This window comes from Methylocystis sp. H4A (genome assembly GCF_015709545.1).
GTDB lineage: Bacteria > Pseudomonadota > Alphaproteobacteria > Rhizobiales > Beijerinckiaceae > Methylocystis > Methylocystis silviterrae.
On sequence record NZ_JADNQY010000021.1, the window covers coordinates 48021 to 68319 of the forward strand.

Below are 20299 nucleotides of genomic sequence, written 5' to 3' on the forward strand. Positions count from 1 at the left end.
CAGTCCCCCTGTAGCTGTCCTGGTGGACGGCGGCGGTTTTCATCGCTGCATCATCCGTCGCCGTCCCTGTCCTTCCGGCGAAAGCCGAACAACACAAATGGGAGAGGCAAATGGCCGTTAATGTTCACGACGGCGAAGTCGGCAAGATCCTCGTGTATCTGATCGGCTTCACCGCTTTCGTCATCGTCGCTCTTACCTGGGTTCCGCATTGGATCTCGCCTGACAGCGCGAACATCACCGGAAGCACCGGCAACACGGCGCGCATGATCGAGTGACGTCGCGACGCTCCGGGAGCCGTCCCTTCCGGAGCGTCGACGCAGGCGCGTCGCGCCAGTTGCAAAGCAAATTTGTTTCCGGCATAACGACGCCGCGACGGTTCGGCGACTTGCTTTGCCGGCGCGACGGATGCGGGTGTAGCTCAGGGGTAGAGCACAACCTTGCCAAGGTTGGGGTCGAGGGTTCGAATCCCTTCGCCCGCTCCAATTCAACGCTCCGCGAATTGCCCCCACTTGCGGAGACCGGGGTCAGATGCTGTCGACGCGCGCCCCCGCGAAAATCAATCTTACGCTTCACGTGCTCGGCCGTCGGGAAGACGGCTACCACGCGCTCGAAAGCCTCGTGGCCTTTTCCGGCGCGGGAGACACATTGTCCCTCACGCCGGGCGACGCGCTGTCGCTCGATATTTCGGGCCCCACCTCCTCCGCCGCAGGCGCCGGCGACGACAATCTCGTGCTGCGCGCCGCACGACGGCTCGCCGAAGAGATAAGGGGCCTGCGGCTCGGCCGGTTTCGACTCGAGAAGCGCCTGCCTGTCGCAGCTGGCATTGGCGGCGGCTCGTCGGACGCCGCCGCGGCGCTGCGCCTTTTGGCCAAGGCGAATCATCTCGCGCCGGACGACCCGCGCATCATCGAGGTCGCGCGCGCCGTTGGCTCGGACGTGCCGGTCTGCCTCGACCCGCGCGCGCGCATGATGCGCGGCGCCGGAGAGACTCTTGGCGAACCGATTCGCCTTCCGCTCCTGCCGGCCGTGCTGCTCAACCCCGGGGCGCCGGTCGCAACGGCACCCGTCTTCGCCGCGCTCGGACTGCGACCGGGCGCGATGCGCGAAGGCGCCGCTCATTCCGACATCGCCGCCCGGCCAAGCGCGGACGAACTCCTTGCGGCGTTGGCGAGGGGGCGCAACGACCTCGAAGACGCCGCCTGTCTGCAGGCGCCCGTGATCGTCGACGCGCTCGCCATGTTACGCGGCGCCCGCGGCTGCAGGCTCGCGCGGATGTCCGGCTCGGGCGCGACGTGCTTCGCGCTGTTTTCGACGCGGCGCGAGGCTGTGCGCGCCGCCAGCGTCATTCGCGCCCAGCATCCGGGATGGTGGGTCAAGACGGCCGTGCTGAGATGACCCGTCGGCCGCCGCCCAAGGACCGCAGCGGGCATGAGCGGGGTCGCCGCGCGACCGTCGCTCAGTCCGAGACGCGCAGCCCGTTCCGTTCCGCCTCACACGACCTCGTCACGCTTTATGGCGCTCATCCGGTGCGCGCCGCGCTGACCGCGCGCAAGCGCAAGCTGCTGACGCTTTACGCGACCGAAACCGCGCTCCCGCGCATCAACGAGCTCGCGCTGGCGGCGGGACTCGAGCCGCGCCTCGTCGACTCGCGCGATCTCGAACGGCGGCTCGGTCCAGAGGCCGTGCATCAGGGGGTGCTGCTCGAAGCGCGGCCGCTGCCGGAAGCGGACATTTCCGACATCGTCAGCGTCAGCGGCGTCGTGCTCGCGCTCGACCAGATCACCGATCCGCATAATGTCGGCGCGATCCTGCGCACGGCCTGCGCCTTTAACGTCGACGCGGTGATTGTCACGGAACGGCATAGTCCGGAGTTTTCCGGCGTTCTCGCCAAAGCGGCCTCGGGCGCGCTGGAGTTCGTGACGATCGTCTCCGTCGTCAATCTCGCGCGTGCGCTCGACGACCTCGCCGCGCGCGGCTATGCGCGCGTCGGACTGGATTCGGACGGCGCCGAATCGCTCTCGACCATTACGCTGTCCAGGCCGCTGGTGCTCGCGCTCGGCGCCGAGGACAAGGGATTGCGGCGCCTCACGCGCGAACGCTGCGACGCCGTGGCGCGGCTCGATCTTCCCGGGCCGATCAAGAGCCTCAATGTGTCGAACGCCTGCGCCGCGGCGTTGAGCGTGGTGGCGACTCGGCTCGGGTGAGCGCCCTGCGTGGGATTGACCTCTCCGCCGGCTTGGACGCATAGAGAAGTCGCGCGATGCGCCTCGATGACGCCACGGGCCGGTTTAGCTCAGCTGGTAGAGCAACTGATTTGTAATCAGTAGGTCGCGGGTTCGAATCCTGCAACCGGCACCAATAAAATCAAATAGTTAGATGCATAGTGCTAGGCAGCAAAGAGGCTAAATCGCCACGATGTCGCCACCAGAGCAGCGCGAGCCGCGCCGCGCCTATTCCGCTTCGCGCCTATTGTCCAAATCTATTGCGGCCCCTGCTCAGCGTCTCCATCTCGTTCGCTCAGTTGCGACCAATCAAGCAGCGCTATATGTCGCGCTCCCGTTAGAGATGGACCGGCTTCCCGAAAAGTCGTTTCCGAGCAAGGATGGTCTGTCGGATCTTCCATTCGGGGAACGCTGGAGAAGTCGGGCGGATGCATCCGGCTCCAGTTCCCGTTTCCACGAACTTGGGGCGTAAGCGATACTTTAGCAGGTCCGGCCACCGGTTCGGGCGAACATGGACCTGATGGAACATTGATATGAATTCACGTCCCGGCTCCAAAGCCAGGCTCTCCGCGCTTATGAAATGCTCGCCATGAGTGGATTCGCCGATCTTCTCAAGATACCTCAATACGTGCCATTCGGCAGGACGGCGGCCCGCGAACTTCTTAAACTCCGCCGGTAGACCCTCCCCGGTCGCGGCGCCTGAGTAGTAGAGGTTCTCGCGGGCATGCAGATGCTGAAGCTCGTTGAAGGAAGCCACTTCGTCGGCGCTCCGAACCGTAACCAAGTTCCCTCGCCGCTCCGGCACGCGATAGACGCCCTTGTCGAACGCCATGAAATACAGTTTCGGTGCCAGTGGCAGAAAGAGCATCGCCCCGGCACTGCCCAATCCGAACCCGTCCCTTTGGAGCCTCTGGAAATGAAACCTGTTGCTATGGATCGCCGGGTCGTCTGACGTTATGAACTCGTGCGCCGTCTCGTTCACTACGATGCAAGCGTCGAGATCAGAAACGCTTTTCGCCGCCTTCGGGAACGCAGCGATTGCCATACGCATCGCCGCCTCTAAGGTAATCGGCTCCATGCCCGCCGGAAGCTTCTTCCCCTTTCCCGCTAACTTGATGTCCCCTTCAAGCTGGTCGAACATCTTCATGTTCTTCTCGATGCAACCGAACGTGCGAAGGGTTTGCAGAACGGCGAAGTCCCGGATGTCCGACAGTTCCTTCTCATCTACCAAAGCAGGGTCGGCCATGGCCTTAGAGACCGCCGTTGCGTAGTTGCCCTCCCAGCTCTGAAGCAGCCGCTCCAATTCACCGTCCTTGCCGTAGAAAAAGTTCCGTGAACACTGGCCTTTGATCGACGCGCCCCCGACGAGCCGGTCGCCCGAGATGTTATAGAGATTGATAGCTTCTCCGTTTCTCGGGCAGAACGGGCGCATGTGTGCCTTTGGGACGTAGTGCTGGTTCTTATTCGCGGACATTCACGTCGGCTTCGGGCTTTCGTCGAAGAAGACGAGGGAAGGATACCCTCAGTCGCGGGGTGCTGTCGTGACCGCGCTCCGCGGCGACCTTACGCGCAGCTGGCGGAGACCAGAAGCTCTCTCGACGAGGGCGCGATAGCGAAGGTGGCCCGAGGGACGCATTAGCTGGGCTGCTCGCGATCTCGGCACAGACCGCGATGAAACGTGGGGCAACGCCCAGGTGATCTCGGCGGTTAAAGTCTTGGCGGCCTCACTCGCCGACCGGCTTCGACGACATACATGCGGATGGCTTCATACCGCGTCCGGCCGATGGCGTCGCGGCGTCTCTCTAGGTGAAGCCAAGCGGACGACGGGGGCGGGTTACCCACGCCGGCGCGCCCGAAGCCTGATGGCGCGCTTCCGTCGTTATCGCCGGCGTCTACGGCTGGCCGGGCGCGCCTAGCGTGCCAGCCTATCGTGCTCGCAGCTCCCCGGCGCCGGGGTTCTCGAAGATGTTGCGGGCAGCAGACGCGGCGTCCTCGATATTGAGCGCCATGGCCCGGAACGCCGCGGCGTCCTCTTCCGTCCTGAAAAGGTCCGGCGCACAGCACGCCAGCCAAAGGGTACGCGCCGTATGAACGGCGCTGTCGAGGTGCTCCTCCATTGCGAGGCGCCCGCCGTTTTCAATCATGCCCATGGTGACTCCGATCCAATTATAAAGGTTAGCGCGATAATTCGCCGCCGAGCGGCCCATGAATGCTACGCTGTAAAATGTTCTTGGCAAGAGGAATCTGGAGTCGGCCGAACGTAGTCTTTGTATTACTACAAAAGCGACGAATCCTATACTTTCTCGTTTCGCCCCGGAAAAATCACTTCGGGCGCCCGAATTGATTGATTGATTTCCCTGGCGCGCGCCCGAAGTTTTCGCCCCAAGTTTTGAATTAACTTCGGGCGCCATATGCCATTGAATTTAATAGTTCTTTCCGTCCAGATTTGATTGATTGATTTCTGATCGCCCGAAGTGAATTCAAAGGGGCGCCCGAAGTGATTTTTCAAACGGTAGTCGCGACTGTTCTTTGTTTATTTACAGTCGCTTACGAGATGTTTGATTTCCCGATTTGATTGATTTCATCGCCCGTTTGATTGATTTCATCGCGCGTGGGGCCTAAAAATTCTCTGCGTGACACCCCGTCCGGTGCAGCGGGCCTAAAGTCCTAGACTTTCGACCCCCCGCCCCTGAATAGGTTAAGCGTCGGTTGCGCTTATGGAATCAATGGTCTAGCCTGCGGGCAAGCCGGCTTCCCCAGCGCCGGCGCGAGACGCCCCGACCGTGGATGTACCGGCGGGGCGTTTCCTGTTCCTCAAAGCGCTCCGCCTAATATTTTGCCATTTCGGGCGCTCGCCAAGCCCCGCATTGATCGTGCTGCCGCTTCCGTAAAATTTTAGTTTCTCGCCTTTGCGACACGAGAGGCCTCGGCCGTCAGCGCCCGCGCGATTGTCTGGGCGACGACCTTGGCGTCACCGCCGGACAGCCGATTGACCAGGCCGCGCCGGCCCGGATCGTCCTCGAAATAAACATAGGCAAGCGCGACGCCGTTTGCGTCCTCGACGGCGAAGGACTCGCTGGTCCTTCGGATGCGCAGCGGCAAAGTGTAGGGCACGGACGTCATCTCTTCCGGAGCTCTAGGAACTAGCCTAAAGAACGCTCATGGGCTGGCGTGGGCAGGAAAACCGGGACCGTGACGCGGAACGCGAGTGGCGCAAGCTGCCGCTTCGCGAGCGCTACGACTGGCCGAGCCTAGCGCTGTTCGTGATCTTTCTGGTCGCATTCGCTTATGCGCTTTGGCGCGGCGGATAGACGAATGCGCGCTAGGCTAACTCTCGCGAGCGGTTCCTCCCGAGGCGAGAGACGATCCACTCCTGCAGCCCGTCCTCAAGCGGTGAACGCAACAGCACGCCTGGATCATCCCCAGCCATCCGTGCGCCCACGTCGCTCCAGTCGAGAATGACCGGCATGCGATCATGAAAGCGCGCCATCCAATCGTTCGCGGGCCTCACGATGATCGAGCTCTTCCCAGAATAGATGCTGCGTGAAACGTCCGCACCTAGGTGGGAACTTAGCAGACCGAATGCGGATCCCCTTACTTCACCGGTGTTCGTTTATCGTCGTCGGGTTGGATGACCCGTCCACGGCTAACGTGTAAGCTACGATCATTTGGTGAGCGTTTCTCAATGGCCCGCGCCTTAAATATAAACTCTGAAATCCTGCAGTGGGCTCGCAAGACCGCTGGGCTTTCGATCGAGGATGCCGCCGAGCGTATCGGATTTTCCAATTCTTCCAGAGCTACTGCTGCAGAAAAGCTGGAGGCGCTTGAACGCGGTGAAGAGAAGCCGACGAGAGTCCAGCTTCTTAAAATCGCGTCGGTGTATCGCCGGCCCCTAACCGCATTTTACATGTCCACACGACCCGTTGCCGCCGAGAGGGGGGAGGATTTCCGCTCGCTGTCCGGGCCGGTGCCACGGCAGGACGCCGCGCTTTTAGATGCCTTACTGCGCGATATTCGTGCTCGCCAAGATATGGCTCGCTCGATTCTTGAAGATGATGAGGATGCGCGTCGACTCGATTTTGTAGGGTCTATGCGCGTTGCTGACGGCGTGCCCGCTGTTGTTCGGCGAATTCGAATGATTTTGCGAGTCGACGACGATCGGGGGATACGGCGGGGGAAGAACACTCCCGATGACCTCTTCACCGAACTACGCGCTAGGACAGAAGAGGCGAGAGTTTTTGTTCTCCTGGCCGGAAACCTTGGAACGCATCATACGAACATCAGCGAGCATGTGTTTCGTGGTTTTGCAATCGCTGACGATCTTGCTCCATTCATTGTGATCAATGATCAGGACGCAAAGGCAGCGCGATCTTTTACACTCATTCACGAACTTGCGCATATCGTCGTGGGAACGACGGGTATCAGCGCTGCGCCGTCTGTCGCGATAGCAAGAACGCCGCACGATCGAATTGAGCGCTTCTGCAACGACGTCGCCGGCGAGTTTCTCCTGCCCCGCAGTGTGATACCGGATATTGCTTTGATTGACGACATCGCGGAAGCAATGGAATTGATCGCAGCACTAGCTGACCAATGGAAAGTCAGCGAAGCAATGGTGGCATACCGCTTATGGCAGATGCGCTCGATAACGAGACACGCGTATTCGGAGCTTACGAGGATCTATTCTGCCCGGTGGCAGAGGTTTCGCGAACACAACCGCGTGAGAGCGCGAGAGGATGGGAATAACGGCCCATCCTATTATGTTGTGCGCAAGCATCGTCTTGGAAACGCACTCATTGGACTCGTTAGGAGAACTCTTCGCGCGAATGAATTGACGCACACAAAAGCAGCCAAAATGCTCGGTGTGAAGCCAGCCGCAGTTGAGCCGCTGCTGGCCTCGCACGGTAGTAGAAATTGACATATCTGCTCGACGCCAACGTGTTGATCCGCGCAAATGCGGAGTACTATCCTTTGGATCGATTGCCACGATTCTGGATGTGGCTTCTCGCCGAGGCGAGCGATGGTCGGATCAAAATGCCTTTCGAAATTCACGACGAAGTTGCGTCCGGCAGTGACGCCCTTGCGGAATGGATAGGACGTCGCGATATTCGCGACGCGTTAGTCTTGGATGCCGAAGTTGACGACCGTCTATTCAATCGCGTGCTTGACGAGGCGTATGCGCCAGACCTCACGGATACCGAGCTCGAAGAAGCCGGCCGAGACCCATTCCTTGTCGCGTACGCAATGCGAGAACCGGGGTGGACAGTTGTGACAAAGGAAGTGTCGAAAATGACCCAGACTCGTGGCCGTCGCAAACTTCCCGACGCTTGTAGTATTATGGGCGTGCGCTGGATCCCGGACTTTACTCTTTATCGAGAACGGGACTTCCGAATCCCCTAATACGCGATCGATCATCTCCGCAATTAGCGTAGCGAAAGGCGTGCGATACCCACTCGCCGGGATGTCGCGCAGGAACATTCGAAGGCCCCAAGTCCAAGTATCCCGGGCGTCAGCGGCATGCTCTCCCGGATGCCCCCCGGTGATCTCATAATTGAGTCAACCAACCTAACTTCCCATTTGTAGTTCCGCCGAGGGCACTCCGATGAGACTGGTTGTTCCGAAGGACCATCTGAGCGCGATGGATGGCTTAACGCTCGAAATCATTGACGAGGATATTGCTGACGTGGTCGGCGAAGTTCGCTTTGAAAAAGCCGTTGGCAGACACGTCACCCTTTATGGGCGATATAAAGGTATCGTCCAATCCCACGAAGAATGTGTCGCTTTCGTCAAGGGCGTTGAAACTGTGCTTGATTACATGATCGGTTAGAAAGCAGATTGCCGGACTTCTTGATTCCCAGGAGCGCGAAATGACAATCACGGCCGGATTTAGGACGATTGACCGCGGCGCTGTAGTAAAAGGAGGCGAACAAGTTCTTCTGCACGCTTTAGCAGATGATGGAGATGTCAATATTTTACTTCCAGCCGAGGAAATACCGCGCATTGTGGTTATATTGATGCAGCTGCTCGGCGAAGCTCGAATGGAAAGGCATAATAGCAGCGCTATTGAAATGCCTGTGTTTAATCTTAATCGTTTGGAATTTGAGGCTCGGCCAAATGAAGGACGCGATATTCTCCGGGTTGTCGTAGGTCAAACACGAGACGAAGCGATTTTTCTGAGCCTTCCTCAAGGGAAGCTCGCGGAGATATGTAAGGGCATTCTCCAAAGTTTGGGGCATATACCGTCCGGCCGAGGCGGAGAGGCGAGCTAAATGCGTCAAACGGCCCCCCTTGATTCTTCGAGACAATAGCAACCATCAGACCCAACCATCCAGTTCGTATTGAGAGTTGCGCGCATCGGAGAAAGTTTCGGCGCGGCATGGCCGCCGGCTGTCGCCGTGCCGCGCCGGCGTTGAACTCTAGTTGTCATCCAGCATATCCCCAATCGGCGTTTTGCGTCGCTGCGGCAGTAATGAGCCCGAGATCAAGCGAAATATCTTCCGCAGCGGTGATGAGCCCCCAATCGAATTCTCCACTCGATCCGAGCGCAACGATGTGAGTGATGGTCGCTGTGTCAGCCGAAACCCCGCCCGGCCCAATCGCGCGGGCGCGAAGTTCGACAACTTGCAAATAATCGTAGCCCGTCAGCGAAATGTTGCCGCTTCCGCTGACTTCGTTTGTCCATGCGCCAGCGCCCGATAGACGATGGTCAAGCTCATAGACGGTAATGACGCTTCCGCCGGTGCCAGGCGTGAGTTGAACTACGATCGTTGCGACATCGGTGTCGGGATCGACAGACGACAAGATATCGAAGAAGATCGGCGTCGCCGGGGCGCCCGGCGTCTGCCCATCGCCGACGCGGCCGTTCCACGTCGGGATGAGTTCAAAGTCCGTGACCGATTCTATTTCCGGCGCATGATCGACAAGCGTGAAGCGACGCGACAGATCCTCCGCGCCCTCGACCTCGCGAACGATCATTTCTTTGGTGACGCTGTCGGTCTCGCCGAACATCGCGAGATCGCCGACGTTCGGGAGCACGCCCGACCCGGTGACGAAAACCGTGCTCGACTCGCCTGCAACCGTCGTCACGCTGCGCAAGATGCTGAGATCATCGCCTTCGGAAGAAGGCAGTTTGCGAAAGCGGATCGCATAAGTCTTGCCCGTTTCCATGGTGACGATATCGTCGAGCGTCACCGCCGTTCCCGACACGGCCCTGACACGCGCCGAAACGTTTGTGCGTTTAAGCACATCATGGCTGAACAGAATGAGATCGCCGCGCCGCGCGCTCGCGCCCTCAAAATCCATCGTGGCGAAATAGACGTCGCGGCGATAGATCAATTCGCGCATTCTGCGCCGCGCTTCCCGGTAAACCTTAGTCGCGTCTGTAACTCCGGGAAGCTCTATGCTCTCCGTCACCGTCGGCGCTGTGATAAACAAGCCTCCCCAGTCCGTCACCCCCGTAGGGTTCCCGCTATTATTCGGCGTCGCCGTGATCAAGCCGAAATCAAAACTGCCTGTGGCCGCGTCTGTGATAAGCCCGTAGTCGAAATAGTCTTCGACGCCGACCCACGGCACGACGCGCTCGGCAAGTTTTCCGGAGTTCGACTCGTCATAGAATTTGACGCGGAACGCGTCGGGAAAGCGCACATAATCGCGCGAGCCTGAGAAGCCCCAGGAATTGCGCGCGGTGACGTGCTGCATGGGGATGGTCTGGGCGCGATCAATGACAACGCCCCATTGCTCGCCATCGTCGCGCGGGGACGCCCGCCCGGCCGCTGCGATGTCGCTCCAGGCGTCGAATACCGATTGTTCAAAGTCGTGGACGCGGTTGTAAGTGAGCCCTTTGGCCGTGCAGTATTCGTGGAAGTCGGCAAGCCCAGCGAGGTCGATCTCGTCATCCGTAAGCGGATAAGCAAGCATCGGGCCTTGCTTCGCATAACGCAGCAGCGACGCTGGGTTTTGCGTTTCTTGCTCGACCCAATTCGCGCCATCCCAATCGAGACAGACCCGAGACGCTTCGCAGTTGAGATTGTCGATGACGCCGTTCAACTGTTTTGAGCCGCGCGCGCGAACGGCGATCAACGCCAGAGGTTGGTTGAAGTTTAGCGGATATTCCGGCCTAAAACTGCGGATCGCGGACCAGAGCGAGACCGATACGTATTGGTCATTTTGCTGCCAGGCGTTCAAATCGTCGATGTCGCCGGTGAGGCGCGTCACCTCGATCTCGTAACGACCGCGCGCCGGCAACGCCCATCGATAGGATGTGCTGAGCGGCTTCTGCGTGAAGGCGCCGATCGACCAGTCAATCACATGCGTCCACGCGCCGGCGCCGTTGAGCCGCATGCGAATCCTGATCGCGACGCCGAGCGGCAACGGGTATGTCGTGGTCGTCGACCCGACCGTGACCGTGTGCATCCAAAACAGGCCGTTCGGGAAGCTGATGTCGATCGAGGCTTCGTCGGCGTCGGACGCGGTGAAACGGGTGTGCGAGCCGTAGGTGCTGACATATGCTTGGTTGAGATCGATCGACAGGCGCTCTTCCAAGACCTGCGTCGGATAGAGTGTGACGGGAAGGTCGCCGGGTAGCCCCTCGCGGACCTCGACATCGACTTCCTTGAATCTTTCGATCGGCGTGTCGCCGAGTTTGATGTTGCGGATTTCGACCGGCCCATAGCCGACCAAGAACAGCGCACGGATGTAGGTCTCGCCGCCTGCGACTTCCGTGTAAGGCAGCGCCGCATAGGGCGGTGCGAAGCGAACCTTGCCCAGGACGCACGGCACGACGCCGTCGGGATTGGCGACGTTGCGAAAACCCTGGATCGAATACGTCGGACTCTGCGCGATGCCCGCTCCCTGCGCTTGGTCCTGGCGCAGCGGCACAAGCGAGTTGATCAGAAACGTGCCGGCGAGCAGCACCGTGCCGGTCGCGATACCCCCGGCAATCGCGCCGGCCGCGGCGCCATAAGCGCCCGCGACAAGCGGCGCCGCCCAGACCTGCCCGACCGCCAGAGCGGCGACGCCGACCGCGATCGACAGCGCCGCCCGTAGAGCTCCCTTATTGCCCGGGACGACGTGGATAAACAGAACCGGAAGATTGTCGTTGCGCGGCGTCAGGCGCACGCGTTTCCAGAAGCACGGGTCGACAAGCTCACCGTTCATATAGACGCGGGCGTATGTAGGCCGCAGCTCGGCGGGCAGGCCCGGCAACGCCTGCTCGACGCACGCGTCAATCGTCGCGCCGTAGGGCGCTACCAGATCGAGGCGCCGGCCGCCGTCGAGATAGGGCTGCGCGATGATGCGCGCGCCGGTTGCTGTGAGCCTACGCATAATCACATTAGACCAGCAGCGCGCGCGTCGGCGACGATTGCGCCAAGCCGGTCGTACATGAACTCCGTCGATGCTTTCACGTTCTCGAATGCCTGGTCGCACGCCGCTTTACGCGCCGCATTCGCTGTCACGGCGCCCTTCAAAAGATTGCCGCCTCGCAAGTCTTCCCGAAGAGTTTTTCGGTGGCGTGCATCGATCAGCCTGCACGACGTTCCGGGGACAGCGCCACGCTTGCAAATAGAGATCTCGCTCAGGTCGCACTCGTCGAGGATATGGAGCGTCTTTCCCCCGATTGTGGCAGTGTGCTCGCGAACGGTTCGGTAGCCTACAGACATCTCGGACCACTCACGAACTGCGACTTTACGAGCAAGGTGTTCTTGATGGTCGTCGCCTTTGCGAAGTTGGACCCGAAAGGCAAGGCCCCATTGATCTTGTATGAGCTCAAGCCGGTCGGCTGTAGTGGCGAACAAGCCGATTTCTTCGTGTTCAGTATAGGCCGAGATCGCCTTACCGCTCATCAGCGAAGCTGCGAAAGCGCCGGGCGCGAACGCTTCCCAACGCCGTAATCGGGCATACCAATGGACCTTGTTCCAGAGACAGGCGTAGCCCTGAAGCGCCGGCGCAGAGACGCCCACATCACGAAGGTCAAACCGATCAGCCTCACGAACAAATTTGAACTCCATATTGACGGCGAATCTGCTCATCGCAGCGCCTCCGGAATTTCCTCGGCGCCGATTGCGCCCTTCTCGACAGCCGCGCGAAGATAGTGGGCAACGCGGCCGTACCGATCGCGCGGGCTATCGAGAAATACTGGCGGATGCGCGAGTTGGCTCCACCAAACGTTCTCGCTATTGAGCACGTCGGCGAGCTCGTCATACGCTTGCTGCGCCGCGCTGGCAGCAATCAAGGATCGGGCGACGGCAGCGATCCGCTCGCGTACCAGCGGCGCGACCTTCTCGCACACAACCGCCGACGCATGGCCGTGAAGTACGCGAAGCCGCGCGTCCAGGGCGTCTATTGCCCGTTTCAGATCGTCCAAGTCGCGTTGCTTAGCGTTGAGCGCCTCTCGCTTCAGCAGGAAATCGTCACTCTTCGCGGCGCTCTTCACGGCGCTGGGAACGACGTCTCCAATGAGATCCGACACGCGCGCCTCAGCCGCGCGATCGATCGGATTATGCCGGGTCTCTTCGCTAAGGGAGAGACGGCGCAGTTCGCGAGCGAGTTCGACGGTTTCTTGCTCGATCGAAACCGCTTGGAGCGATAGATCGTCGCGGCGCGCCCGCACCTGAGCAAATTCATCGCTCGCGCGGTCAAGGGACACCATCTCGGCGATGGTCGTATTCGTGGCCATTTCGGTCTTCGCCATTCTTTCCTTCCTCAGCGCCACCAACATGATCACCTCCATTCGTAACCACGAAGGTAGCTCGGCTCACGTCCGACAAAAACGTTTGTGTCAGAGATTCTCTTTTTCGCGATCAGCAGCTTTTAGCTTCCGAAACATGCGGCGTTCGAATGCAGCTAGAGCATAAGGCGCGCGAGCGCGGCCAACGTGAAGGATCGCGGCGCGACGTGACAGCCGACCGGCTGCTATCAGTTGGCGCACTTCCGAAAGCGCCGCGGCGTCGTCGATCGCTGGCCTGCCGCCGTCGGCCTGTACGAGAGCACGTCGGGCTCGCTGAAAAGCCGCCCGTGAGGTTTCGTCCGCTGCCGCAGCCGATAGCCACTCGATCATCGCAGCTATCGTGTCAAAGTCCGGTCCTTGCATTGGCGTTCACTTCCGCTCAGATCCGGCGCCGACGTTCTCGGTGACGCCATCGCGAGAATCTTCGATTGCGAGAGTCATCTGCGCCGGCGATGGCGATGTGCGCGAGCCAATCGGACGCCCTGCGCCCATGCGCTCGGCCGCGGTCATCTTTTCTGTTTCATTTTGCACGGGAAAATATTTTCTTCCCCAACCGGTCGCGTGTTTTCGTTGGCATGGCTTTCATTGCACCCCCCAGGCGGACCTGCGAGCGCATGCGCGCGGCGGCGATTCGCGACAAGCGACCGAAGCCGCGCCGCAATCGCGTCGGCGCTGAAAAACGCTTCAATATCGGTGGCGCCGCCCGCGATGAACTGCGCGATCGCGCGCTCATGAATCGCCGCGAGCTCGCGCTCGAGTCGCGTGTCGTTGAGCACGGCGAGATTTTCGGCCTGCCGAAGGAGTTCAACGAGCATTTCAGGATCGTCGCAATCAATCATGCCGGGTCCATTTGTTCGCCAGCTGCTCGACTTGTTCTCGCGTCGCCTTACGCTTCCTGGCGCTGCGCAGGACGTCGAGCACGTCGGGCGCGGTCGGCGGTGCTGCAAGCTCTGTCGCCGCACGCTTAGGCGCTGCATCGGGGCTGCGCAGCAAGCGCAATATGCGATTGCCGTTCGGTCCTCTCCGTTCGTCAAGATTCAAGGCCATCAAGTTCTCTTCATTTAGGGTTGAATTTGTCGCCTAATTGCTCCGTTGCACTTGCGTTGCACTTGCGTTGCATGCAACGCGCCCCTGCAACGTGCGTTGCGTTGCACGCACCCCTTTAGGGGTGCAACGTGCAACGCAGTCACGAGGGGGTCTGGGGGATTTTCCATATAAGGTCCTGGTCCTCGGCAAAGCCGCCTTTGTCCAAGAGCTGACTCTTCACGCGGCGGAAGTGTGATCTGCCCGTCGCCGAGAGCTGCCCCGTTTCGTTTTTGTCGAGGACGCCGCGGTTTTTGAGTTTGTCGCGCAAGGCGGCGATAGAGACCTTGCGGCGAGCGGGGGAGTTGTCGGGGCCCCGCAAAAACGCGGCGGCGCCCGCAAGCTCTTCGTAGGCGGCGAGGAAGCCGCGGCGGACGAAATCCAGTTCGCTGCTCGCTTTGCCCTTTGATGCGGTCGGCGCGCCTTCGGCCACGAATCCCGCGTCCTCATCGGACCGCACGATCCAAGGCGCGAACTGCCGATAGTTCGCCGGGGAACGAGTGCGCGCCTTCGTGAATTCGAGTCTGAACTGTGCGGCGCAGGTCTCCTCCTCCGCCCCATCCAGCTTGGAGAGCATGATGACGCTCTCCATCTGCCACTCACGCGTTTTGGTGCCGAAGCCCTTTGAGGCGTCGTGGCCGGTGTGATGCATCCAGACCTGGGCGATGCGGCGCGCCGAGATTTGCAACGTAAGGTCTTTGATTTGGCCCCATGCCTCTTCGTCGCCCATGGCTCCCGCCAGTAGGGACATGATGTTGTCGAAAAAGATCACGTCCGGCTTTACGATATCGATCTCTCGCCAAAGCCATGCGCGCCCAAGGTCGCTGTTAAGTGGCGCCATTTCGTTGGGGCCGAGGATGTCCCGGTTGTAGCCGAAGAGCTCAATGCCTTCGCCGTAGAGCCCGGCGACGATCTCTGAGCGCTCCTTGAAAAGGTCGGCGCTCATTTCTCCGTCTAGGTACGCGACGCGCGCCGCGCGGCGGCCCTGCCAGCCGAGAAAATCCGCGCCGCCAGCGATCGCCGCGGCCCATGCGAGAGAGAACAGAGTCTTTCCGATTCCAGTCGGTCCGATCAGAAGCAGGCGCGACGTTGTGGAAAGGACGTCGCCTGAGAGAAAATCCCTCGGCGGCAGGTCACGTTTGAGCCAGCTCGATAGACGCAGTTCGTCCCTCGCCGAGGGCGGCGCGCCGAGAGCTTCCGTTATGCGCGCCTCGGCGCGCTCTTGCGCCTTAATCCTGTAGTCCTCAATCCGGATGAGCTCTGCGTTCAAAGCGTTCTCATCGACAGGTGATGCGGCGAAGGTCTCTGCGAGCGCCTGCGCCTGCTCCGCCGGGGTGACGTGCTCGGCCACCCAGGCGCGCAGGTCGTTCATGTTGCGGCTCTCGCAGTGCCCGTGATGGCATTGGAAGCCGCCGGAGCCCGGCCGGTAGCCCGCCTCGTTGCGCGAATCGGAGTGCTCGGCCGCCCAGGGGCAGACCACCGAGACGAAGCCGTTGTCGTTGGGCGTGGCGTCGAGCAGCATCTCCTTCATGTCGAAGAGCTTGAGGATGGGATCGGCGCCAAGCTCCTCAGATGTCGCGCGGCGCGCGCCACTGACGTCCTTGAACTTCGCCAGCGATTCTTCGCTCAGATCGACGCCAAGCCAAAAGGCGAGGTCCTCGACCGAATACGCGATTTCCGGGTTCCAGACCGCCATCCGGTGGGGCCAGCCCTTACCGTCTTCGTCCTTCCAGTTATCTTTGTTGTTCGACCCGACGGGAAGGCGCGCGACGCGCGTGACGCCCTTCATGCCCGGATCCTTCAGCGAGGGGTTTATGTCGGGGTCGTCAACGATCGCGCAGATCAGCGCGTCGAGCGCGCGGGCGTCAGTCCCGTTGGTCAGCCTGTAGCCGTACTGCCAATTGCCGGGCGACGTCTCCAGCTCATAGGTCGCGGGCGGCATGACGGCGCGCACCTCGGCCTCTGACAGCTTCGTGCCGACGTCGTCGATCACGAAGACGAATTGCCGGATGAACAACTCTTTCGTGCGCCGGAATTTCCCATCGGCCGCGAGCGCAAAGATAGAAACCGTGAAGTAATTGCTGCTCTCGATCGTCGGTTTGCCGATGTTCTTGCCGGCGGGACTGACCCACCACGAATTCTCGCCCCAGGAGATCGGAACGCGCTGCCAATCCGCGCCAGCGAGCGCCTTCAGAAACTCCTCATTTGTGATCTTGATAGGGGCGATCTTCCCGCCGTTGTCGGCCGGCGCATTGATCGCGCGTACCTTGTGTGCCATCTGTATTCCATTCGGAAAAAGAGCAATGTTTGGGCGCGCGCCCTTATTTCGGCGATCAGCTCGCGCGGCTTCGATCCGCGCGTCCAACCCAGTCGTCGCGCACAAAAAGAATCGCGGGAAACCAGTGAGGCTGCGGCGGCTGGGTCTGCTCGAAAAGGACGGGAAGACTCGGCACGGAAACAACCCCGGCGCGCGCGCCATTTGGCAGGCGCAAATACTGGGCGAGCGCCGGCCCTCGGGCGTCGATGATCTTCGCCTCCAGCATGTCGATGATTGCGTCTATCGCCGCGGCGGAAAGCCCAGACCAAAGAATGACTTTCTCGCCGAAGGCGAGCGTTTCGGTTCCTTTGACGCCGCGGATCCGTTCCAGATCCGAAAAGCGCGCGCCAGGATTTTCGCGGATGAAATCGTAAATCCGTGCGCGAAGGCTTTTCGGGAACTCTTGCCCTTTGGCCTGCGATTTTGTTATGTATGAACCGTCACGGCTCGCCAGCTTATGACAATTCCGGGGGTCGCCGCCTGCGTCGCGCAGGGGCGGCCCTCGCCATTTTGGGGCGGCCACGACTCACGCGGCCTCAGTCTGGGACGTCGAGCGGCGCGTGCGCTTCGCGATGAACTTTTCAACGGCGAGCGCCGGATAGCGCACCTTGGCGCCCATCTTCGTGAATTCCGGCCCGTCGCCGGACATGCGCCATTTCGCCAAGGTCGATTCAGAGACGCGCAGACGCCCGGCGGTCTCATGCGGCGTCATGAGAACCACGACATTTTCGGCATTGGGGATTGTTTGCATCGCCATTCCCTTTCGATGCGCCAGAGCAGCGCGGAACGGCTGTCATAAGATGCCTGAATCAGTGATACGCAACAACTTTCGATCCAGCGAAATCACTCCATTTCGCTGGATGGCGGGGCTAGGCGGCGCTTGTACATCTTCGCGATGTTCTGGACATGCGTCCGACTGACCGAAAACGCCGCGCATAAATCGTCGACGACGGCCTTCCGTGGCTCGCCCGAATTGATTCTTTCAATTAGCTCGTTCGCAATATTCGAGTCCCGCACGCTGCGAACGATTTGCCGCGCTTCGTCCTTCCGTTCCCCTTTGCCGCGACGCTCTTCTAACTCGACGCGGAACCTTGAATGCTTCGCATCTTGGTCGAATAGATCAGCAAGCAGCTTTCTTGTCCCCGGCGGAATCGGCTCATCGGAACGCAAGAGCTCAACAAGGCGCGCAACGCGCTCCCGCATGGAAGCCTTTTCGTCATAGATTTGGGCGAAGATTCTCGCTCCGACGTCATCGCTCATTCGCCGGCGCCTTTCCGGCGCGGCGCCCTTCGCATCGGCGTCACCTTGGCGGCCTGTCCCCCGTCCATCGCCGCGGCGATCGTCGCGCCTATCGTGTCGGCGGCGCGGCGCAATGGATCGGCGCCGACATGCGCGTAGCGTTGCGTTGTCGCCGCTTGGCTGTGACCAAGCAGCTTTCCGATGATCGGAAGCCCGAGCGATGCGCCTGCCCCGACGCTCGCGAAGCTATGCCGCAAATCATGCAAACGGACGCCATCTAGGCCGGCGATGCGCTTCACGCGCGCCCAAGGCTTGTTCAGGTCTGCGCGCGGTTGCCCTGCCCGTGCGCCAGCGATGACGTAGGGGTTGCCGTAGATGCGCGGTAGACCGGCGAGAACGGCTTGCGCCGCGGCGCTCAAATAGACCGGCTTCCTGCCAGTCTTGCTCTCGGCCAGCCAAAGGACGCCGCGCTCGTCTATCTGCGACCATTTGGCTTGAAGGATTTCCTGCAGGCGGGCGCCGGTAAGGATCAAGAGCCGGATCGCGGCGACGGCGCCGGGGTCGATGCCCTCTTGCGCGCAGAGCCGCAGCGCGTCGCCGAGCCGCGCAAGTTCATCCGTCGATAGATATCGCTCCCGCGCCTGCTCTCGGAAAGGCTCGATCTTCTTTGCCGGGTTGTGTCCTTCAGGAACAAGGCCGCGCGTCTCGGACCACGCATACATCTTGCGCCACGCGGCCAGATGGCGGTTCGCCAGATACGGCGTCGCCCGCATCGAGGAATGCAACAAGGCGAGCTGGGCGCGGGCCAGCGCCTCGACCTTCAGTGAGCCGTGCGCCGCGCGCAGCCTCTCGAGACCGGCCTTCGCCGATATGGCGCTCGCGGGCTTCAGCTTGCCCTCTACGTGCTCGGCGATAAAGGCGTCTATCAAGCCGCCGACGGTCGGCGCGTCGCGCCGGTCGGCCTTCTCCGCCGCGGGATCGGCCCCTAGCCGCACACGGGCCAAGAGCTCTGACGCCGCGCGCCTCGCCTGGTCTGGCGTGAGCGCGCCCACCTTGCCAAGCGTAACGCGCTTTTTGGCGACGCCGCGCCCGCCGCCATCTGGCCGGTATTCGGCTATCCAACTCTTGATGCCGCTCGGCATGACGCGAAGGCCAAAGCCGGTCAGATCGGCGTCATAGGCCACGTACGGCTTGTCTCTAGGCTGGAGCGCGTCAACCATGCGCTTGGTGAGCCTGTCGGAAATCATTTTCCAGTCACCCGGTCGCTCGTGTCGCCACCATGTCGCCACCGTAAAGACGTTGGCAGGAACGGCATGGAATAGCTATGAACGGGAATCTCCTGGAAAACAAGGATTTTTGAATAGCGCGGAATAGCCGTCAACCGCCGGAAACGGCGCAAAATGTGATTTGTAATCAGTAGGTCAGGGGTTCGAATCCTCTAACCGGCACCAGAAATCGACATTAATACAGCTATTTATGAAAATGACGGAGGCGGCGGACACGAGGCTCTTCTCTTGTGTCCGCACAGTGTCCGCAAACCACTCCATCCCTCGCAAACGAAAAAACGAATGCGGCGCCCGTGAGGTGCAGGTCATGCCGGACTGGCCGCCGTATCTGGCTTCCAGCTAGATTGCGCCAAGCATGCGGACGATGGACATCAGGGACATTCCCATGCGGCGCGGCTTCGTGTATCTGGCGGCGACAATCGACGTGTCCAGTCGGCGGATGCTGGCGCATCGTGTTTCGAGAGAGGAAAATTAATGTTCAATAGTTGTGCACTGCCTTCCGGCGCTGTCCGCTTCTTTCTAATGTTCGCCTCGGCCTTCGCGCCATTTGGCGCCCCTGCGTCTGCCCAAGATGCTCCCGCTGGAAAGCCGTCCGCCACAGTGACGATCGAGCAAATCCAGGTCGCGTTCATTGGCTCCGGCTCGCTTGGCGGTGGGACACTAGAATACGCTGGAAAATCCTATCCCATCACTGTTGGGGGATTGGGAATTGGCGGTATAGGAGCTTCCAAATTGACGGCCTCTGGCGCCGTTTATGGCCTTACGAGGCTTTCGGATTTCCCTGGGGCTTACGTTCAGGTGCGACGAGGTTGGGCTATTGCTGAGCGCGGGCAAGGGACGATGTGGCTAACGAATGGGAATGGCGTCACCATGAAATTGAGCGCAACACGCCAAGGATTACAGACTGCGCTGGGGGCAGACGGCGTGTTGATTGAATTCAAGTAGCCCAAGGCGCTGAGCCGCCTTTTCTGCCGCCTGCGGGCCGCGTATTCGGAGATAGTGGGCGTCGTGTCCCTCGCGCGGCGCTGCCACCCCAGGACCGCAGCCGTTCGGTTGAACGTGTTTTGAAGTGTGGCGATCTCGGTCACGTCGAGTGGAATGCCTAGCAAGGATCGCGGCTTGCGAAGGCTCGGCGGGAAGGGACAAACTTTGAAGGCTACAGCTTGAACTGGCCGCATGTCGACCGGAAGATCGAAATGATTCTAGGCAGCCATCTGTTTTCCATGACGAGGACCAACGTCACATCCTATGATGCAGCCATTGTTCAGATGTGCTTCGTCATGTATCCTTGAACTTATCCCTTACGAAGCACGCATTTCATCCATGATGTTCATTTCCACATTCTTCCCGCTGATCTGAACAGCGGAAAGTCGTGTCGGCGCATCTGCGCCGTTCAGATCAAGCCCCCCTGCTGGGGCGGTGGTCCGAC

At 60.6% G+C, this 20299-nt stretch carries 22 protein-coding genes and 2 tRNA genes; 10 read left to right on the forward strand and 14 right to left on the reverse strand.

Going from position 1 to position 20299, the window contains the following annotated elements; genetic code table 11:
- The first annotated feature begins 110 nt into the window (after positions 1–110).
- From IYW40_RS07115 to IYW40_RS07135, 5 genes are all read left to right on the forward strand, one after another.
- A complete protein-coding gene (locus IYW40_RS07115; RefSeq protein WP_196400009.1) occupies positions 111–275 on the forward strand; it encodes a hypothetical protein in 165 nt (54 codons plus the stop codon).
- A 132-nt stretch (positions 276–407) separates the two neighbouring features.
- Positions 408–482, forward strand: a tRNA-Gly gene (locus tag IYW40_RS07120).
- Positions 483–528: 46 nt separating this feature from the next.
- Positions 529–1395, forward strand: a complete 867-nt coding sequence (locus IYW40_RS07125; RefSeq protein ID WP_196400010.1) for a 4-(cytidine 5'-diphospho)-2-C-methyl-D-erythritol kinase — start codon at positions 529–531, stop codon at positions 1393–1395.
- On the forward strand, positions 1392–2204 hold the full coding sequence (locus IYW40_RS07130) for an RNA methyltransferase (protein WP_196400011.1): 813 nt from the start codon (positions 1392–1394) through the stop codon (positions 2202–2204). Before IYW40_RS07125 ends, IYW40_RS07130 begins: the two co-directional genes overlap by 4 nt.
- A gap of 78 nt (positions 2205–2282) precedes the next feature.
- Positions 2283–2358, forward strand: a tRNA-Thr gene (locus IYW40_RS07135).
- A 201-nt stretch (positions 2359–2559) separates the two neighbouring features.
- Here the strand turns inward: IYW40_RS07135 and IYW40_RS07140 are convergent.
- From IYW40_RS07140 to IYW40_RS07150, 3 genes are all read right to left on the reverse strand, one after another.
- Positions 2560–3696: a DUF4238 domain-containing protein gene (locus IYW40_RS07140; protein WP_196400012.1), complete on the reverse strand. Its 1137-nt coding sequence runs from the start codon at positions 3694–3696 to the stop codon at positions 2560–2562.
- Between the two features lie 451 nt (positions 3697–4147).
- The gene (locus IYW40_RS07145) at positions 4148–4372 is read right to left on the reverse strand and encodes a hypothetical protein (RefSeq protein WP_196400013.1); all 225 of its coding nucleotides are present in this window, start codon (positions 4370–4372) and stop codon (positions 4148–4150) included.
- 745 nt (positions 4373–5117) lie between these two features.
- A complete protein-coding gene (locus IYW40_RS07150) occupies positions 5118–5345 on the reverse strand; it encodes a hypothetical protein (protein WP_196400014.1) in 228 nt (75 codons plus the stop codon).
- A 38-nt stretch (positions 5346–5383) separates the two neighbouring features.
- Between IYW40_RS07150 and IYW40_RS07155 the strand changes: the two genes are divergently transcribed.
- Positions 5384–5533: a hypothetical protein gene (locus IYW40_RS07155; protein ID WP_196400015.1), complete on the forward strand. Its 150-nt coding sequence runs from the start codon at positions 5384–5386 to the stop codon at positions 5531–5533.
- Between the two features lie 11 nt (positions 5534–5544).
- Here the strand turns inward: IYW40_RS07155 and IYW40_RS07160 are convergent, their stop codons facing one another.
- On the reverse strand, positions 5545–5712 hold the full coding sequence (locus IYW40_RS07160) for an SOS response-associated peptidase (protein WP_246720699.1): 168 nt from the start codon (positions 5710–5712) through the stop codon (positions 5545–5547).
- A gap of 195 nt (positions 5713–5907) precedes the next feature.
- Between IYW40_RS07160 and IYW40_RS07165 the strand changes: the two genes are divergently transcribed.
- The 4 genes from IYW40_RS07165 (at position 5908) to IYW40_RS07180 (ending at position 8488) form a co-directional block, all read left to right on the forward strand.
- Positions 5908–7137, forward strand: a complete 1230-nt coding sequence (locus IYW40_RS07165; protein ID WP_196400016.1) for an XRE family transcriptional regulator — start codon at positions 5908–5910, stop codon at positions 7135–7137.
- Positions 7134–7619 carry a DUF4411 family protein gene (locus IYW40_RS07170; protein ID WP_196400017.1) on the forward strand — a complete coding sequence of 162 codons (486 nt, stop codon included), beginning with the start codon at positions 7134–7136 and terminating at the stop codon, positions 7617–7619. The genes IYW40_RS07165 and IYW40_RS07170 overlap by 4 nt, the downstream gene beginning before the upstream one ends.
- Positions 7620–7821: 202 nt before the next feature.
- Positions 7822–8046 (forward strand): hypothetical protein, encoded by a 225-nt coding sequence (locus IYW40_RS07175; protein ID WP_196400018.1) that lies wholly within the window; start codon positions 7822–7824, stop codon positions 8044–8046.
- A gap of 40 nt (positions 8047–8086) precedes the next feature.
- Entirely contained in the window at positions 8087–8488 is a 402-nt protein-coding gene (locus IYW40_RS07180) for a hypothetical protein (RefSeq protein ID WP_196400019.1), read from the forward strand.
- A 154-nt stretch (positions 8489–8642) separates the two neighbouring features.
- Here IYW40_RS07180 and IYW40_RS07185 read toward each other — a convergent pair whose 3' ends face one another.
- The 10 genes from IYW40_RS07185 to IYW40_RS07230 all read right to left on the reverse strand — a co-directional run bounded on the left by IYW40_RS07185 (position 8643) and on the right by IYW40_RS07230 (position 18831).
- Positions 8643–11543 carry a phage tail protein gene (locus IYW40_RS07185; protein ID WP_196400020.1) on the reverse strand — a complete coding sequence of 967 codons (2901 nt, stop codon included), beginning with the start codon at positions 11541–11543 and terminating at the stop codon, positions 8643–8645.
- 2 nt (positions 11544–11545) lie between these two features.
- Positions 11546–12247, reverse strand: a complete 702-nt coding sequence (locus IYW40_RS07190; protein ID WP_196400021.1) for an HK97 family phage prohead protease — start codon at positions 12245–12247, stop codon at positions 11546–11548.
- Positions 12244–12909: a hypothetical protein gene (locus IYW40_RS07195; RefSeq protein WP_196400022.1), complete on the reverse strand. Its 666-nt coding sequence runs from the start codon at positions 12907–12909 to the stop codon at positions 12244–12246. Before IYW40_RS07195 ends, IYW40_RS07190 begins: the two co-directional genes overlap by 4 nt.
- Positions 12910–13451: 542 nt before the next feature.
- Complete coding sequence (locus tag IYW40_RS07200) at positions 13452–13784, reverse strand: hypothetical protein (protein ID WP_210327223.1); 333 nt, start codon at positions 13782–13784, stop codon at positions 13452–13454.
- Positions 13777–13992, reverse strand: coding sequence for a hypothetical protein (locus IYW40_RS07205; RefSeq protein ID WP_196400024.1), 216 nt, complete (start codon positions 13990–13992; stop codon positions 13777–13779). Before IYW40_RS07205 ends, IYW40_RS07200 begins: the two co-directional genes overlap by 8 nt.
- A 139-nt stretch (positions 13993–14131) precedes the next feature.
- Positions 14132–16306, reverse strand: a complete 2175-nt coding sequence (locus IYW40_RS07210; RefSeq protein ID WP_196400025.1) for an AAA family ATPase — start codon at positions 16304–16306, stop codon at positions 14132–14134.
- A gap of 55 nt (positions 16307–16361) precedes the next feature.
- A complete protein-coding gene (locus tag IYW40_RS07215) occupies positions 16362–16868 on the reverse strand; it encodes a hypothetical protein (RefSeq protein ID WP_196400026.1) in 507 nt (168 codons plus the stop codon).
- A gap of 3 nt (positions 16869–16871) precedes the next feature.
- A complete protein-coding gene (locus IYW40_RS07220) occupies positions 16872–17102 on the reverse strand; it encodes a helix-turn-helix domain-containing protein (RefSeq protein WP_196400027.1) in 231 nt (76 codons plus the stop codon).
- Between the two features lie 86 nt (positions 17103–17188).
- Positions 17189–17605, reverse strand: coding sequence for a hypothetical protein (locus tag IYW40_RS07225; RefSeq protein ID WP_196400028.1), 417 nt, complete (start codon positions 17603–17605; stop codon positions 17189–17191).
- Complete coding sequence (locus IYW40_RS07230; protein WP_196400029.1) at positions 17602–18831, reverse strand: site-specific integrase; 1230 nt, start codon at positions 18829–18831, stop codon at positions 17602–17604. Before IYW40_RS07230 ends, IYW40_RS07225 begins: the two co-directional genes overlap by 4 nt.
- Positions 18832–20299 lie beyond the last annotated feature (1468 nt).